Origin of the sequence: Pseudomonas sp. RW409 (genome assembly GCF_003184125.1) — a bacterium.
In the GTDB taxonomy this organism is placed as follows: Bacteria; Pseudomonadota; Gammaproteobacteria; order Pseudomonadales; family Pseudomonadaceae; genus Aquipseudomonas; species Aquipseudomonas chlororaphis_I.
Map to the genome: position 1 here is coordinate 972,151 of NZ_QHHP01000004.1, position 15,887 is coordinate 988,037.

16 protein-coding genes are annotated in these 15,887 nt (G+C 62.2%); 10 read left to right on the plus strand and 6 right to left on the minus strand.

What is annotated here, in order from left to right:
* The first annotated feature begins 236 nt into the window (after positions 1-236).
* The 6 genes from DK261_RS06985 (at position 237) to DK261_RS07010 (ending at position 5,580) form a co-directional block, all read left to right on the plus strand.
* Positions 237-1,361, plus strand: coding sequence for a polysaccharide deacetylase family protein (locus tag DK261_RS06985; RefSeq protein ID WP_103330515.1), 1,125 nt, complete (start codon positions 237-239; stop codon positions 1,359-1,361).
* A gap of 348 nt (positions 1,362-1,709) precedes the next feature.
* Positions 1,710-3,104: a PhoH family protein gene (locus DK261_RS06990; RefSeq protein WP_009047096.1), complete on the plus strand. Its 1,395-nt coding sequence runs from the start codon at positions 1,710-1,712 to the stop codon at positions 3,102-3,104.
* 235 nt (positions 3,105-3,339) lie between these two features.
* On the plus strand, positions 3,340-3,813 hold the full coding sequence (moaC, locus tag DK261_RS06995; RefSeq protein WP_009047097.1) for a cyclic pyranopterin monophosphate synthase MoaC: 474 nt from the start codon (positions 3,340-3,342) through the stop codon (positions 3,811-3,813).
* Positions 3,810-4,052: a molybdopterin converting factor subunit 1 gene (moaD, locus tag DK261_RS07000; protein ID WP_007932097.1), complete on the plus strand. Its 243-nt coding sequence runs from the start codon at positions 3,810-3,812 to the stop codon at positions 4,050-4,052. Before moaC ends, moaD begins: the two co-directional genes overlap by 4 nt.
* Position 4,053: 1 nt before the next feature.
* Positions 4,054-4,506: a molybdopterin synthase catalytic subunit MoaE gene (gene moaE, locus DK261_RS07005; RefSeq protein ID WP_110175455.1), complete on the plus strand. Its 453-nt coding sequence runs from the start codon at positions 4,054-4,056 to the stop codon at positions 4,504-4,506.
* A gap of 297 nt (positions 4,507-4,803) precedes the next feature.
* The gene (locus DK261_RS07010) at positions 4,804-5,580 is read left to right on the plus strand and encodes an ABC transporter substrate-binding protein (protein WP_028681710.1); all 777 of its coding nucleotides are present in this window, start codon (positions 4,804-4,806) and stop codon (positions 5,578-5,580) included.
* Between the two features lie 110 nt (positions 5,581-5,690).
* Here the strand turns inward: DK261_RS07010 and DK261_RS07015 are convergent, their stop codons facing one another.
* The 5 genes from DK261_RS07015 to DK261_RS07035 all read right to left on the minus strand — a co-directional run bounded on the left by DK261_RS07015 (position 5,691) and on the right by DK261_RS07035 (position 11,068).
* Positions 5,691-6,317 (minus strand): transcriptional regulator, encoded by a 627-nt coding sequence (locus DK261_RS07015; protein WP_009047099.1) that lies wholly within the window; start codon positions 6,315-6,317, stop codon positions 5,691-5,693.
* 87 nt (positions 6,318-6,404) lie between these two features.
* The gene (locus tag DK261_RS07020) at positions 6,405-7,532 is read right to left on the minus strand and encodes an FAD-binding oxidoreductase (protein WP_053268254.1); all 1,128 of its coding nucleotides are present in this window, start codon (positions 7,530-7,532) and stop codon (positions 6,405-6,407) included.
* Between the two features lie 138 nt (positions 7,533-7,670).
* Positions 7,671-8,624, minus strand: a complete 954-nt coding sequence (locus DK261_RS07025; RefSeq protein WP_110175456.1) for an ornithine cyclodeaminase family protein — start codon at positions 8,622-8,624, stop codon at positions 7,671-7,673.
* Positions 8,625-8,840: 216 nt separating this feature from the next.
* Entirely contained in the window at positions 8,841-10,316 is a 1,476-nt protein-coding gene (gene rhlB, locus DK261_RS07030) for an ATP-dependent RNA helicase RhlB (protein ID WP_009047102.1), read from the minus strand.
* Positions 10,317-10,411: 95 nt separating this feature from the next.
* Positions 10,412-11,068: an alpha/beta hydrolase gene (locus DK261_RS07035; protein WP_009047103.1), complete on the minus strand. Its 657-nt coding sequence runs from the start codon at positions 11,066-11,068 to the stop codon at positions 10,412-10,414.
* Positions 11,069-11,535: 467 nt separating this feature from the next.
* Between DK261_RS07035 and DK261_RS07040 the strand changes: the two genes are divergently transcribed.
* From DK261_RS07040 to DK261_RS07055, 4 genes are all read left to right on the plus strand, one after another.
* Positions 11,536-12,564 carry an amino acid ABC transporter substrate-binding protein gene (locus DK261_RS07040; RefSeq protein WP_025806519.1) on the plus strand — a complete coding sequence of 343 codons (1,029 nt, stop codon included), beginning with the start codon at positions 11,536-11,538 and terminating at the stop codon, positions 12,562-12,564.
* 65 nt (positions 12,565-12,629) lie between these two features.
* Positions 12,630-13,811, plus strand: coding sequence for an amino acid ABC transporter permease (locus tag DK261_RS07045; protein WP_110175457.1), 1,182 nt, complete (start codon positions 12,630-12,632; stop codon positions 13,809-13,811).
* Between the two features lie 10 nt (positions 13,812-13,821).
* Positions 13,822-14,919 carry an amino acid ABC transporter permease gene (locus tag DK261_RS07050; RefSeq protein WP_009047106.1) on the plus strand — a complete coding sequence of 366 codons (1,098 nt, stop codon included), beginning with the start codon at positions 13,822-13,824 and terminating at the stop codon, positions 14,917-14,919.
* A gap of 10 nt (positions 14,920-14,929) precedes the next feature.
* Positions 14,930-15,694 carry an amino acid ABC transporter ATP-binding protein gene (locus DK261_RS07055; RefSeq protein WP_009047107.1) on the plus strand — a complete coding sequence of 255 codons (765 nt, stop codon included), beginning with the start codon at positions 14,930-14,932 and terminating at the stop codon, positions 15,692-15,694.
* 56 nt (positions 15,695-15,750) lie between these two features.
* Here the strand turns inward: DK261_RS07055 and DK261_RS07060 are convergent.
* Positions 15,751-15,887: transposase (locus tag DK261_RS07060; RefSeq protein ID WP_146218516.1), on the minus strand; the 137-nt coding region annotated here is incomplete at its 5' end.

Below are 15,887 nucleotides of genomic sequence, written 5' to 3' on the forward strand. Positions count from 1 at the left end.
TGACTCCACCTATGAAGGCAATAGGGGAGGCCGCCGGTCCGCTGTCTGCTGCTTTCTGTAGGAGCGAGCTTGCTCGCGATGAACCTGAGAGCAGCGCAAGGTATCAGGCGATATGCGTCATCGTTGACGAGCATCGCGAGCAAGCTCGCTCCTACAGAGGGGATGGGGATTCGAATAGGGTTGGGGTTGTGGCATCGGCTATAGTGCCGCGCGGGTTTTGTTATGGAGACATCCCTTTGCGCAGCGCGTTTTTTCTTTCGATCTGGCTGTTGAGCTTCGGCGCCCTGGCGGCCCCGAGCGAGGTGGCGACCCTGGATCGCAGCACCTGGCCGGAACAGCTCAGCAACCCGACCCTGTTCGACGTGGCGTCGCGGGCGGAAATCCTCACCTTTGCCCGCGCCCTGCTGGTCAGCGAGGCCTGGGATGAAGGCTCGTTGAAGCAGCGCCTGGGCCTGCGGATCATCAACATGGCGTCGATCGATGCCGTTCGCCAGCGGCTCTGGCAGCAATTGCTGGCCAACTACAACTTCGCCCAGCAGAGCTGCGACCAGGACGCCTCCTTCTGTTTCCTGGTGGAAGACCTGGACACCCTGCGCGAGCAGGCCGGCAAGTTCCAGTTGGGCGATGACTCTTATTACGCTCGCTGGGCCGAGCCGAGCCGGGCCTTCCATGAGCAGTACCTGGACGAATTGCTGCGCAAGGCCGCGCTGTTTCCCCAGACCGCCAGCGAGATTGAGCGTTTTGGCGACTACGAGCGCAACGGCGACGAACTCAATGACCGACTGTTTTTGCTGACCTTCGACAGCGCCGCCAATCTCGCCCCGGACAACACCCCCTGGCTGGCTGAATACCTGCGCAAGTCGAACATGAACGGCACCTTCTTCGTACTCGGCAGCGAGCTGCAGAGCCGCCTGGAACAACGTTCGGTGGCCAGCCTGCAGGCCCTGTATGCGCAGCAGTGCGTGGGCGTCCAGGGCTGGGAGTATCGTTCCCACAGCCATTGGCAGGACTGGCAGGACTCGATCGAGCGCAGCGTCGAGCTGGTCAAGGGCAAGCTGCCGGAAAACTATGTGCCGCTGTTCCGCCCGCCCTACGGTCAGCGCCGAGCCGACGCGCAGGCCTTCTTTAATGCCCAGGGTTTGCAGGTGGCGCTGTGGGACATCGATCCGCAGGACGGCGCCGGCAAGCTCAAGGGCGAGCAGAGCGGCCAGCGGGTACTGACCCTGATGCTGTTGTGGCGGCACGGGGTGATCAATTTCAACGCCCGGCAGGACGCGGTGAAGACGGCATTGCCCTGGTTGCTGACGCAGACGGCGCAGAGCGGAATCGGTTGGGAGGATTGTCAGGACGCGTTTCGCTAGAAACGACGAAAGGCCTGTATTTGCGGGGCGAAGGGGAAAGGTTGCCGATTTTGGCGAGGATTTCGATACAAGCGGACTTCCGACTTTAACGGTGCTTGGGCAGCGCGCCAAGGGCTATTCGTCACTCTGCAAAATAAACTTAAAAAAAGCGTCAAAGTGCTTTTTCCTGTCACAGGTTTTGGAGTATTACGAAGTCAGACCGCCGAAACCTGCAACACAGGTGGCGTCTCCCAAGACTCCTTTTGTGTGCACTTCACTCGAACCTTCGCGGGTGAATTCGACGGTCGATTCGAGGCGCAGCACCGCCATGGTATTGCGTCGACTGGCCCCCACATAAGGTGACCGAGTATGGATGACCACGGACGTAGCCCTTCCTCCAACCAGCCAATCCTTTATGTACTCGATACCAATGTATTGATTCACGATCCAAACGCCCTGCTGAACTTCGAAGAACACCATGTGGCGATTCCGATGATCGTCCTGGAGGAACTCGACAAGCTCAAGAGCGGCCATCACAGCGTTGCAGCGGAATGCCGCCAGGCCATTCGCCTGATCGACAAGACCCTGGGTGAGGCCTCGCCGGAAGACGTCGAGCTGGGTGTGCCGATCCAGCGTGGCAAGAGCGGCCCCAAAGGCCTGCTGTCGATCCTCATGAGCAAACGCTCGGAGCCCAACAGCCTGCTGCCGGAAAACCTCAACGACAACATCATCATCAACCAGTTGATCGACCTGCACGCGCGCAACAAGGAGCTGCGCGTGGTGCTGGTGACCAAAGACATCAACATGCGCCTCAAGGCGCGCGCCTGCGGGATCGCCGCCGAGGACTACAGCACCGACCAGCTGGTCGACGACGTGGCCTTGCTGCCCAACGGCTTCCACAACATGACCGGCTCCTTCTGGGACCGCGTGAGCAAGGTGGAAACCCGCCAGGACCACGGCCGCACCTGGCACCAGGTGCAACTCACCGACAACCTGCCGGCGGTGCACATCAACGAGTTCATCATCGACGAACAGGGTTTCGTCGGCTGGATCAAGGAGATTCGCGCCGATGTGCTGCTGATTCTCGACCTGCATCAGGAACCCCTGTTGCACCAGGAAGCCTGGGGCCTGAAACCGCGCGACATCTATCAAGGCCTGGCGCTGTTCGCCCTGCTCGATCCGGATATCCATCTGGTCAACCTGTCCGGGGCCGCAGGTTCGGGCAAGACCATCCTGGCCCTGGCCGCGGCCATCGAACAGACCATGGTCAGCAAGCGTTATCGGCGCATCATCGCCACCCGCAGCGTGCAGGGGCTGGACCAGGAGATCGGCTTCCTGCCGGGCACCGAAGCGGAAAAAATGGAGCCCTGGCTCGGCGCCATCACCGACAACCTCGAAGCCCTGCACATGGATGACGAAAACACCCATGGCAGCGTCGACTACATCCTCAGCAAGGTGCCGCTGCAGTTCAAATCCCTCAACTACATTCGTGGCCGCAGCTTCCAGCAGAGCCTGATCCTGATCGACGAATGCCAGAACCTCACCCCGCACCAGATGAAAACCATCATCACCCGTGCCGGCGCCGGTTCCAAAGTGGTGTGCCTGGGCAACCTGGCGCAGATCGATACCCCTTACCTGTCCGCGACCAGCTCCGGGCTGACCTACCTGACTGAACGCTTCAAGGACTTCCCCAACGGGGTGCACATCACCCTGCAAGGGGTTCCCCGCTCGATCCTGGCCGAATACGCCGAATCCCATCTGTAACCTTCACCCAACGGGCGGCCGCAAGGCCGCCCGTTTTTTTGTGCCCGAACAAAACCTGTCTTCCGTAGGAGCGAGGCTTGCCCGCGATCCAGGCAACGCGGTGCAACAGGATCAGCGCGGTGATGCCATCGCGGGCAAGCCTCGCTCCTACGGGATCGGGGGCACGCGGATAATCAGGCGTGCGGAAAATTGACCCTCGGGTTTACAATCGCCTTTCCTGATCAGGAGTAAGGCTGTGCTGACTCATCTCGATTCCCAAGGTCGCGCCAATATGGTCGACGTCACCGACAAAGCCGTGACGTCCCGCGAAGCCACGGCCGAAGCCCGGGTGCGCATGCTCCCGCAAACCCTGCAAATGATCGTCAGCGGCGGTCACCCCAAGGGTGATGTGTTCGCCGTGGCGCGCATCGCCGGCATCCAGGCGGCGAAAAAGACCAGCGATCTGATCCCCCTGTGCCATCCGCTGATGCTCACCAGCGTCAAGGTCGAGCTCAGCGCCGAAGGCGAGGACAGCGTGCGCATCGTTGCCCGCTGCAAGCTGGCCGGGCAGACCGGGGTGGAAATGGAAGCCCTGACCGCCGCCAGTGTCGCCGCCCTGACCATCTACGACATGTGCAAGGCCGTGGACCGCGGCATGACCATCGAAGGCGTGCGCCTGCTGGAGAAACTGGGCGGCAAGAGCGGCCATTACCAGGCGGACGAGCAATGAACCTGACCGTGAAGTTTTTCGCCCGCTACCGCGAGGCGCTGGGCGTGGATTCGCTGCGGGTCGCCGGCGATTTCGCCACGGTCGACGATGTGCGCGCGCTGCTGGCGCAGCGCGAGGGCGCCGAGGTGCTCAGCGAGCAGAACCTGATGTGCGCCCGCAACGAAGACCTCTGCCAGCTCGACGAGCCGGTGAGCGACGGCGACGAAGTGGCGTTTTTTCCTACCGTGACCGGGGGCTGACATGGCGATTCGCGTGCAATCGGGCGCCTTCGATCCGGGGGCGGAAGTCAACGCAATGCATGCGGCGAATGTCGGCGTTGGCGCGGTGGTGAGTTTTGTCGGTTACGTGCGGGATTTCAACGATGGTCTGGACGTGGCGGGGATGTTTCTCGAGCATTACCCGGGCATGACCGAAAAGGCCCTGGGCAAGATCGCCGCCGAGGCCGAACAGCGCTGGCCGCTGCTCAAGCTGGAAGTGCTGCATCGCATCGGTGCGCTGGAGCCGGGCGAGCCGATCGTCTTCGTCGGCGCCGCCAGCGCCCACCGCCAGGCGGCATTCGACGCCTGTGCCTTTGTCATGGACTACCTGAAGACTCGCGCGCCGTTCTGGAAGAAGGAAACCACCGCCGACGGCCCGCGCTGGGTGGAAGGGCGCGAAAGCGATCATGCGGCGGCGGATCGCTGGAAAGAGTGACGGCCTGATCCCTCTGTATTGACCGCAAGTCCGCCATCGCGGGCAAGCCTCGCTCCTACGATCAACACCGTCTGTAGGAGCGAGGCTTGCCCGCGATAGGCCCTCAGTTACACCCTCGACTTCCCTGTTTCTCTCTCGATTTGGTATCTCGACCAAAGGCGGGACGAAGCGCGTCCGCTCCGTTGACGAAATATACGTAAAAGTCCAGTATGGATTTACAAGTACAAAACAAGGCTTCAGCGTTTCACTCCTTTCTTCTGTCTTGCCAAACCAACAACAACCCGCGAGAGAACGAATATGAAGAAACTCCCCCTCATCAGTGGCCTGGTCCTGAGCCTGTTGGCGTGCAGCAGCCTGTTCGCCGCCGAGAAAACCCTGCGCATTGGCATCGAGGCGGCTTATCCGCCGTTCGCCTCGAAAACCGACAAAGGTGAGATCGTCGGTTTCGACTACGACATCGGCAATGCCTTGTGCGCGCAGATGCAGGTCAAGTGCCTATGGGTCGAGGGTGAATTCGATGGCCTGATTCCTTCGTTGAAAGTGAAGAAAATCGACATGGCGCTGTCGTCGATGACCATCAATGAAGACCGCAAGAAGTCGGTCGATTTCACCCACAAGTACTACTTCACTTCCTCGCGGCTGGTGATGAAGGAAGGCGCGACGGTCGATGACCAGTACGCCAGCCTCAAGGGCAAGAATGTCGGTGTGCAACGGGCGACCACCACCGACCGCTACGCCACCGAGGTGTTCGAGCCCAAGGGCATCAACGTCAAGCGCTACAGCAACAACGAAGAGATCTACATGGACCTGGCGGCCGGGCGTCTCGATGCGATTTTCGCTGACACCATTCCGCTGAATGACTTTCTGTCGATGCCGCGCGGCAAGGGCTATGCGTTTGTCGGGCCGGAGCTGAAGGACCCGAAATACGTGGGTGAGGGCGCGGGGATCGCGGTGCGCAAGGGCAATGCCGAGCTGGTCAGCCAGTTGAATGCCGCCATCGATGGCATTCGCGCCAGTGGCGAGTATCAGAAGATTTCCGAGAAGTACTTCAAGTCCGACATCTACGGCGACTGATGGTGTGTGGCGTTCGTGAGGACGCCATCGCGGGCAAGCCTCGCTCCTACCGTTTTGTAGGAGCGAGCGGGCGGCGATCCGACTTGCCCGCGATGCTTTTCAGAGGGCGGTCAGCCCTTCAATTCCTTCAGGTGCTTGTACACCGTCGCCCGCCCCATGTTCAGCACGTTGGCCACATAGTTGGCGGCGCTTTTGCCCTTGAACGCGCCTTCGGCGTGCAACGCCAGTACCAGTTCGCGCTTGTGTTCGCGGGTCAGCAGGTTGAGGCCCAGCTGCCGTTCGCGCAGCCAGTTGTGCAGGAAGGTGTTGATGCGTTCCTGCCAGTCGTCGCGAAACAGCGAGTCCGGTTGCGGGATCAGTTTGCTCGGCGAGAGGAACAGGTCCAGCGCCGCCTTGGCATTCTCGAACAGCGAAATATTCAGGTTGATGCACAGCACCGCCAGCGGCTGGCCGTTGCTGTCGCGCAGCACGCTGCTGAGGCTGCGAATCTTCTGGCCGTCCCAGTTGAGCTTTTCATAGGGGCCGATATTCCGCTCGTTGCTGTCCTCGCCGAGCATGTCGTCCAGGGCCGCATCGTCGCCCACTTCGCGCTTGGAGATGTTGTTGGCGATGTAGTCGATCTTCTGCGTGCGCAGGTCGTGGAGCACCACCTCGGCATGGGGGAAGAACAGCGTGGCGATGGCGTCGGCGATCGTCCGGAAGTTGTCCAGGGCAGGGTCCTGCGCGGGTGAGGTCATGGGCGGTTCTCCAGGCGGTGTCAGCGCCCCGCGAGGCGGGGCGCTGCGAGTGTGCCGCAATCGTTGGGGCGCGTCACCTGAACGGGCTCAGCCGAGGCGGGCGGGGGAGAGCATGGCGGCGTCCAGGCCAAAGCGCGCCAGTTGCTCGGGCAAGGCTTCGCCACGCACCAGGGCGGCGCTGGCCTGGCCCATGGCCGGCGAGGTCTGGATACCGTAGCCGCCTTGCGCGGCGACCCAGAACAGGCCCGGGACCTGGGTGTCGAAGCCGGCCAGCAGGTCGCCGTCGCTGACGAAGCTGCGCAGGCCGGCCCAGGTGCGGGTCGGGCGGCGAATGGTCAGGGTGGTGGCTTCTTCGATCTGGTAGATGCCCATGGCGATGTCCAGCTCTTCCGGCTGTACGTCGTGGGGTTCCACCGGGTCGGCGTTGGCTGGCGAGCCGAGGAACATGCCGGCGTCGGGCTTCATGTAGAAGGATTCGTCCAGGCTCACCAGCATCGGCCAGTGATGGATGTCGACACCTTCGGGCCCGGCGAAGATAAAGGCCGCGCGGCGTTTCGGCTGCAGGCCCAGGGGCCGGGCGCCGGCCATGACGCCGACCTGGTCGGCCCAGGCACCGGCGGCGTTGATCAGGATGGGCGCGCTGAAGGTCTGGCCGGCGGTCTGGACCTGCCACTGGCCCTGTTGGTCGCGGCTCAGCCCCAGCACTTCACAGTCGGTGCGCACCTCGCCCTGGTTGCGCCGGATGCCGCGCAGGTAACCCTGGTGCAGGGCGTCGGTGTCGATGTCGCTGGCGCTCGGGTCGTAGAGCGCGCCGTGGACCTTCTCGCGGCGCAGGATCGGCAGGCGCGCGCAGGCTTCGTCGGCGCTCAGCAGTTGCATCTCCGGCACCGTGGCCTTGGCGCTCAGGTACTGGTTGTTCAGCTCGGTGGGGTCGCCGGTGAAGTCCACGGTCATTTCGCCGCGCGGGCTCAGCAGCGGGTGTTCGCAGAAACCTGGCGGCGGGGCATCGAAAAAATCCCGGCTGGCCAGGGTCAGCGCGCGCACCTGGGGCGTGCCGTAGGCCGCGGTATAGAGCGCCGCGGAGCGCCCGGTGGAGTGGTAGGCCGGGTGCGATTCGCGTTCCAGCACCAGCACCCGGCCATGGCGTGACAGCCAGTAGCCGGTGGATGCCCCGGCGATGCCGCCGCCAATGATGATGAAGTCTGCCTGGGTCATTCGAGCCTCCGTAAAAATGGATAACGCGCGTCTGTAGGAGCGAGGCTTGCCCGCGATCGATCTTGAGCCTGTCACGGTGGTTCGCTCGAGGCCGTCAATCGCGAGCAAGCTTCGCTCCTACAGATATGCCATTGGTATTTAGTGAGTGCGTTGCAAGCGGTACAGCGCACTGGCCAGGGCAATGTCTTCCAGGCCCAGGCCGATGGAGCGGAAGAACACGTGGCGCCCCGGCTCCGGTCGTTGGGCCAGGTCGCTGAGCAGTTCGGGCAGGTCGCCGAGAATCGCAGCCTTGTCCCAGCCATGCTGTTCGCCGGCGATCAGCATCTCGCCGGCCGAGCCGGGGGTGGTCTGACGATAGTCGCAATACACCTGCATGTCCTTCAGCGCGGCGGGCGGCACTTCATGGGCCCGCGGTGCGTTGGTGCTGATGGAGGTGATCAGCGCCGGCTTGTGCAAGGTTCGCGGGTCGATCACCGGGCTGGCGGAGGAGGTGCAGAGCATGATCACGTCGGCGTCCTGCAAGGCGTCATCGAGCTGGCTGACGATCTGCAGGCGTGGGTCGAGGGCCTTCAGGCGCGTGATGTCCTCGGCGGATTTGCCGGCCAGGCCAGGGGAGTACAGGCGGATGGATTGCCACTCGCGCAGGGCTTTTACGTAATGCAGGTGCGCCTGGGCCACGGGGCCGCTGCCGATGATCGCCAGGTGCCGGGCATCGGTTGTTGCCAGGGCATCGACGGCCACGGCGGTGGTGGCCGCGGTACGCGCGGTGGTCAGTTCGTCAGCGTCGCAGAGCAGCAGCGGCTGGCCGCTGTCCATCGACATCAGCAGGGTCCAGGCGGTGACCAGCGGACCTTCGGCGCGGACGATATAGGGCGAGGTCTTGACCCCGTAGACCCGCTCTTCGGCCAGCACGCCCAGGTAGTTGATGAAGTCCCCGGCGCCCTGGGGAAACTCCACCAGTTGCTGCGCCGGCTGCACGGCAAGCCCGGCGGCCAGGTCGTGGAACAGCTTGCGCAGGATCTGCGGGACGTCGACCTGCGCCAGCAACTGGCGGGCTTGAGGCTGGGTAATCACGCAAGGCGTGCTGGACATGCGGGTGCTCCCAAGAAATAAACTAATTTGTCCATTATGGACTTTTAGTTTTATCGGGCAATATCCAGGCGAAAAAAAACGCAGCCTGTGGTCGGGCTGCGTTTTTTTGCGGGCAGGCTTGTATCTGTAGGAGCGAGGCTTACCCGCGAGGCGTCATTGCTGACACTGCGCGTTATCGTTCATCGCGAGCAAGCTTCGCTCCTACAACGATGCTGCTCAGGCTTTTGGGCGTTTGCGCTCCACGGGGCGCAGCAGCTCGGTCGGCGGCATTTCGCAGCTGATCTTGCGGCCCAGCAGCGCCTCGATCGACGGCAGCTGATAGGAGTCGTCCTCGCCGGCGAAGCTGATGGACACGCCGTCGGCGCCAGCCCGGCCGGTACGGCCGATACGGTGCACGTAGTCGTCCGGCACTTCCGGCAGGGTGAAGTTGATCACGTGGCTGATGCCGTCGATGTGGATGCCGCGACCGGCGACATCGGTGGCCACCAGCACGCGGATCTTGCCTTCGCGGAAGCCTTCCAGGGTCTTGATGCGCTTGTGCTGCGGCACGTCGCCGGACAGCTGGGCGGCGTTCACGCCGTCGCGTACCAGGCGTTCTTCGATGCGCCGCACTTCATCCTTGCGGTTGGCGAAGACCATGACCCGTTCCCAGCCGTTGTCGTTGACCAGGTTGTACAGCAGCTTGTACTTGTCGGCGCCGGCCACCGCGTAGATGTGCTGTTCGACGTTGGCGTTGGCCACGTTCTCGGCTTCGATCTCGACGATCGCCGGGTCGGTGGTCCACTGCTTGGCCAGGTTCATCACATCGTCGGTGAAGGTGGCGGAGAACAGCAGGGTCTGGCGTTCGCTTTTCGGCGGGGTCTGGCGAATGATCTGGCGTACCTGGGGGATGAAGCCCATGTCGAGCATGCGGTCGGCTTCGTCCAGCACCATCACTTCGACCATGTCCAGGTGCACGTCGCCGCGCTGGTTGAAGTCCAGCAGGCGGCCCGGGGTGGCGACCAGGATGTCGCAATGGCGGGCTTCGAGGTGCTTGAGCTGTTTGTCGAAGTCCATGCCGCCGACAAAGGTCATCACGTTGAGGCCGGTGTATTTGGTCAGGCTGGCCGCATCCTTGGCGATCTGCACCACCAGCTCGCGGGTCGGCGCGATGATCAGCGCCCTTGGCTCGCCCATGTAGCGTTCTTTCGGCGGTGGGGTCTGCAGCAGCTGGGTGATGATCGAGATCAGGAACGCGGCGGTCTTGCCGGTACCGGTCTGGGCGCGGCCGATGGCGTCTTTGCCGGCCAGGGTGAACCCCAGGACCTGCGCCTGGATCGGCGTGCAGTAGGGGAAACCCAGGTCGTGGATCGCGTGCATCAGTTCCGGCGCGAGTTTGAAGTCGTGGAAGCGGGTCTTGCCTTCCTGCGGTTCGACGACGAAGTCTTCCAGTTTCCAGGTGCTCACCGGTGGCTTCGGGGCGCGTGGGCGGCGCGGCTGCTCGGCCTTTGGCTTGTCGCTGCGCGCGGTCTGGGCCGTCGGGGCGGCTGCGGTCACCGGCTCTGGCTTGGCCACGGGGGCAGGCGCGGTCCGTTCCGGCTGATGGCCGTCGGTGCGGCTGCTGGGGCTGGAGGAAGATGGGCTGGAGCCTGGCGCGAGCTGCTCAGCCTCGCTTTTACCGAAGATTTTCTTGAGTGCTTTGAGCACGGTCATCTCATCAATTGGTTAAGGAATGTACGCCGGGCAGTGTAATGCAAGAATCGGGCGCGGCGTAGTGGATTGCTCAACGGGCTACCTAACTTATCGATTCAGCGCAAACGCTCGCCGAGCCAGGCGCCGATATCGCGAATTTCTTCGGGTAACACTTCGTGCCCCATTGGGTATTCCTGCCAGGTCACGGTGACACCATGGTGTTTCAGGTACTCGTAGGCGGTACGGCCCATGGCGTTCTGCACCACCTCGTCGTACTGGCCGTGCAGGCACAGGGTCGGAATCCGTTGCTGGCTGGCCGACAGTTCGAGTTCGTCGCTGAAGGTCGGGGCATAGGTGGAGAGGGCAAGCACGCCACCCAGCGGACCCTGCCATTTAAGGAAGGCGGTGTGCAGGACGACCGCGCCACCCTGGGAAAAACCGGCGAGGAAAATCCGCGAAGGGTCTATTCCGCTGGCGCGCTGTTCTTCGATCAGGTCGCTCAGGCGTTTTGCCGACTCCTCCAGCTGTTCGCGGTTGATCGCCCGCGCCGGGCTCATGGCCAGGATGTCGTACCAGCTGGGCATGGCATAACCGCCATTGATGGTCACGGCGCGGGTCGGTGCCTGGGGCAAGACGAAGCGGGTGGTCAGCAGGCTTTCCTGCAGCGCTTCGGCCACCGGCAGGAAGTCGTAGCGGTCGGCGCCCAGGCCATGAAGCCAGATCACACAGGCATCGACGGGCTTGCTGGGCTGAAGAATCAAGGGCTCGGTCATGGTTGCTCCAAATATGTGCGCACGCGCCCAAGCGGTGCGTGATCGAGGTGCGCGGTCGGTTGATCAGTGAAGAAGATGTCGCAAGGCTGCAAGTTTTGCTCTTGACCCCTGCCGGAACCGCTTTAGCCGGCACTCTGGTACGGGCTTTGCTATAGCCGTTGCGTGAAGTGATTGCGTTCACCCTGCCGGTAACACTATCAGGCTACTGGCGGGTGTGGGATAGCAAAGATCCGATGATGGACGTTCGCCAATGGCCGCTACGGGCTTCGCGAACATGCAAGGGCTACAGCCCGTTCGGTCGCTTGGTGAGTATGGGTTTTCTCTTAAATGGATTTTCTCCTACTAGACTCATAGCTAAAGTCCTACGCCGCTTGACCCCATAAAAAGCCAACAAGGGTCAACAGCGCCTCATAAGGGTGCGGCAGGACTCAAGCTCCGACACAACAAGAGCAAAACTGGAGGTTTGAATGAAGATGTTGAAATCCACCCTGGCTGTGGTCACGGCCGCCGCGGTACTGGGCATGAGCGGCTTCGCACAGGCGGGTGCGACCCTGGATGCCGTGCAGAAGAAAGGCTTCGTGCAGTGCGGTGTGAGCGACGGTCTGCCGGGCTTCTCGGTACCGGACGCCACCGGCAAGATCCTCGGCATCGACGCCGACGTCTGCCGCGCCGTAGCCGCCGCGGTATTCGGCGATGCGACCAAAGTGAAATTCAGCCAGTTGAATGCCAAGGAGCGTTTCACCGCGCTGCAATCGGGCGAGATCGACGTACTGTCGCGCAACACCACCTGGACCAGTTCCCGCGATTCGGGCATGGGCCTGGTGTTCGCCGGCGTGACCTACTACGACGGCATCGGTTTCCTGGTGAACAACAAGCTGGGCGTGAAGAGCGCCAAGGAACTGGACGGCGCGACCATCTGCATCCAGGCCGGTACCACCACCGAGCTGAACGTCTCCGACTACTTCCGTGGCAACGGCCTGAAATACACCCCGATCACCTTCGACACCTCCGATGAAAGCGCCAAGTCGCTGGAATCCGGCCGCTGCGACGTGCTGACCTCCGACAAGTCCCAGCTCTACGCACAGCGCAGCAAGCTGGCGACCCCGACCGACTACGTCGTGCTGCCGGAAACCATCTCCAAGGAGCCGCTGGGCCCGGTGGTGCGTAAAGGCGACGAAGAGTGGTTCAGCATCGTCAAGTGGACCCTGTTCGCCATGCTCAATGCCGAAGAGGCCGGCATCACCTCGAAGAATGTCGAGGCCGAAGCCAAGTCCACCAAGAACCCGGACGTCGCTCGTCTGCTGGGCGCCGACGGTGAATACGGCAAGGACCTGAAGCTGCGCAAGGACTGGGTAGTACAGATCGTCAAGCAAGTCGGCAACTACGGTGAAGTGTTCGAGAAGAACCTCGGCAAGAGCACTCCACTGGCCATCGACCGCGGCCTGAACGCGCTGTGGAACAACGGCGGCATTCAATACGCACCACCTGTGCGCTGATGGTTCTATCACCCGGTGGGCCAACCACCGGGTGATGTTCTGTTCCATTATTCCTGGGGCACTTCATGCAAAATTCAATCGGCGCACCAAAGCAGAGGCTCAGTCTCAGCGATCCACGAGTGCGTGCGTGGTTATTCCAGATCGTCACGATTGTCGCGGTGATCTCGCTGGGCTGGTTCCTGTTCAACAACACTCAAACCAACCTCGCGCACCGGGGGATCACTTCCGGTTTCGACTTCCTCGAGCGCAGCGCCGGCTTCGGCATCGCTCAGCACCTGATCTCCTACACCGAAGCGGACAGCTATGCCCGGGTGTTCGTGATCGGCCTGCTCAACACCCTGCTGGTCACCTTCATCGGCGTGATCCTGGCGACCATCCTCGGTTTCATCATCGGTGTGGCGCGCCTGTCGCAGAACTGGATCATCAGCAAACTGGCGACCGTGTATGTGGAAGTGTTCCGCAACATTCCGCCGCTGCTGCAAATCCTGTTCTGGTATTTCGCGGTGTTCCTGACCATGCCGGGGCCGCGCAACAGCCACAACTTCGGTGACACCTTCTTCGTCAGCAGTCGCGGCCTGAACATGCCGGCGGCCCTGGTGGCCGACGGCTTCTGGGCGTTCGTGTTCAGCCTGGTGGTGGCGATTGTCGCCATCGTGCTGATGTGCCGCTGGGCCAACAAGCGCTTCGAAGACACCGGCGTGCCGTTCCACAAGTTCTGGGTCGGCCTGGCGCTGTTCCTGGTGATCCCGGCGCTGTGCACGCTGATTTTCGGCGCGCCGGTGCATTGGGAAATGCCGGAGCTCAAGGGCTTCAACTTCGTCGGTGGCTGGGTGCTGATCCCGGAACTGCTGGCCCTGACCCTGGCCCTGACCGTCTACACCGCGGCGTTCATCGCCGAGATCGTGCGTTCGGGGATCAAGTCGGTGAGCCATGGCCAGACCGAGGCGGCCCGTTCCCTCGGCCTGCGCAACGGTCCGACCCTGCGCAAGGTGATCATCCCGCAGGCCCTGCGGGTGATCATTCCGCCGCTGACCAGCCAATACCTGAACCTGGCGAAGAACTCGTCCCTGGCGGCCGGTATCGGTTACCCGGAAATGGTTTCGCTGTTCGCCGGTACCGTGCTCAACCAGACCGGCCAGGCCATCGAAGTCATTGCCATCACCATGAGCGTGTACCTGGCGATCAGCATCAGCATTTCCCTTCTGATGAACTGGTACAACAAGCGCATTGCGCTGATCGAGCGGTGAGGAAACGCGCATGAGCACTCATACTTTCAAACCCGACATGCCACCTCCGAGCAGCAGCATCGGGATCGTGGCGTGGATGCGGGCACACATGTTCTCCAGCTGGATCAACACCCTGCTGACCCTGTTTGCCTTCTACCTGATCTACCTGGTGGTGCCGCCGATCCTCAGCTGGGCGATCTTCGACGCCAACTGGGTGGGCACCACCCGCGCCGACTGCACCCAGTCAGGCGCCTGCTGGGTGTTCATCCAGCAGCGCTTCGGCCAGTTCATGTACGGCTACTACCCGGTGGACCTGCGCTGGCGCGTGGACCTGACCGTGTGGCTGGCGGTGATCGGCGTGGCGCCCTTGTTCATCGCCCGGGTTCCGCACAAGGCCATCTATGGCCTGAGCTTCCTGGTGCTGTACCCGATCATTGCCTACAGCCTGCTGCACGGTGGCTATCTCGGCCTGAGCAACGTGGCGACCAGTCAATGGGGCGGCCTGATGCTGACCCTGGTGATCGCCACTGTCGGCATCGTCGGCGCCTTGCCGCTGGGCATTGTGCTGGCATTGGGACGACGCTCGAACATGCCGGCGATTCGGGTGGTCTGCGTGACCTTCATCGAGTTCTGGCGCGGCGTGCCGCTGATCACCGTGCTGTTCATGTCCTCGGTGATGCTGCCGTTGTTCCTGCCCGAAGGCATGAACTTCGACAAGCTGCTGCGGGCGCTGATCGGGGTGATCCTGTTCCAGTCGGCCTACATCGCCGAAGTGGTGCGCGGCGGGCTGCAGGCGATTCCCAAGGGGCAGTACGAAGCGGCCGCGGCCATGGGCCTGGGCTACTGGCGCAGCATGGGCCTGGTGATCCTGCCGCAAGCCCTGAAGCTGGTGATCCCCGGCATCGTCAACACCTTCATCGCCCTGTTCAAGGACACTAGCCTGGTGATCATCATCGGCCTGTTCGACCTGCTCAACAGCGTGAAACAAGCCGCCGCCGACCCGAAATGGCTGGGTATGGCCACCGAAGGCTATGTCTTCGCGGCCCTGGTGTTCTGGATTTTCTGTTTTGGTATGTCCCGCTACTCCATGCATCTGGAGCGTAAGTTGGACACAGGCCACAAGCGTTAGGAGTATCTCCATGAGTGAAGCGATCAAAAAGCCTGTGGGCCCTGAAGGCATTATTCAGATGCAGGGCGTGAACAAGTGGTACGGCCAGTTCCACGTGCTCAAGGACATCAACCTCAACGTCAAGCAGGGCGAGCGCATCGTCCTGTGCGGGCCTTCAGGCTCGGGCAAGTCCACCACCATCCGCTGCCTGAACCGCCTGGAAGAACACCAGCAGGGCCGCATCGTGGTCGATGGCGTGGAGCTGACGAACGACCTCAAGCAGATCGAAGCGATCCGCCGGGAAGTCGGCATGGTGTTCCAGCACTTCAACCTGTTCCCGCACCTGACCATCCTGCAGAACTGCACCCTGGCGCCGATGTGGGTACGCAAGATGCCCAAGCGCAAGGCCGAGGAAATCGCCATGCATTACCTGGAGCGCGTGCGCATTCCGGAGCAGGCGAACAAATACCCGGGCCAGCTCTCCGGCGGTCAGCAGCAGCGTGTGGCGATTGCCCGGGCGCTGTGCATGAAGCCGAAGATCATGCTGTTCGACGAACCGACGTCGGCCCTCGACCCGGAGATGGTGAAAGAGGTGCTGGACACCATGATCGGCCTGGCCGAAGACGGCATGACCATGCTCTGCGTGACCCACGAAATGGGCTTCGCCCGTACCGTGGCCAACCGGGTGATCTTCATGGACAAGGGTGAAATCGTCGAACAGGCCGCGCCTAACGACTTCTTCGACAACCCGCAGAACGAGCGGACCAAGCTGTTCCTGAGCCAGATCCTGCACTGATCCAGGCACAGCCTTGAAAATGAACCCGGCCTGGCGCCGGGTTTATTTTTGGTTCTTCACGGAATACCGGGAAAGACGCTCTTGATCTTCATGAAAAAGAATTCGCTATCCCGGTAACCGTACGCCATTCGTTTGATGACCTTTATGCGATTGTTTATTCCTTCCAGCTGACCGGTGTGCATCGGCCAGCGAA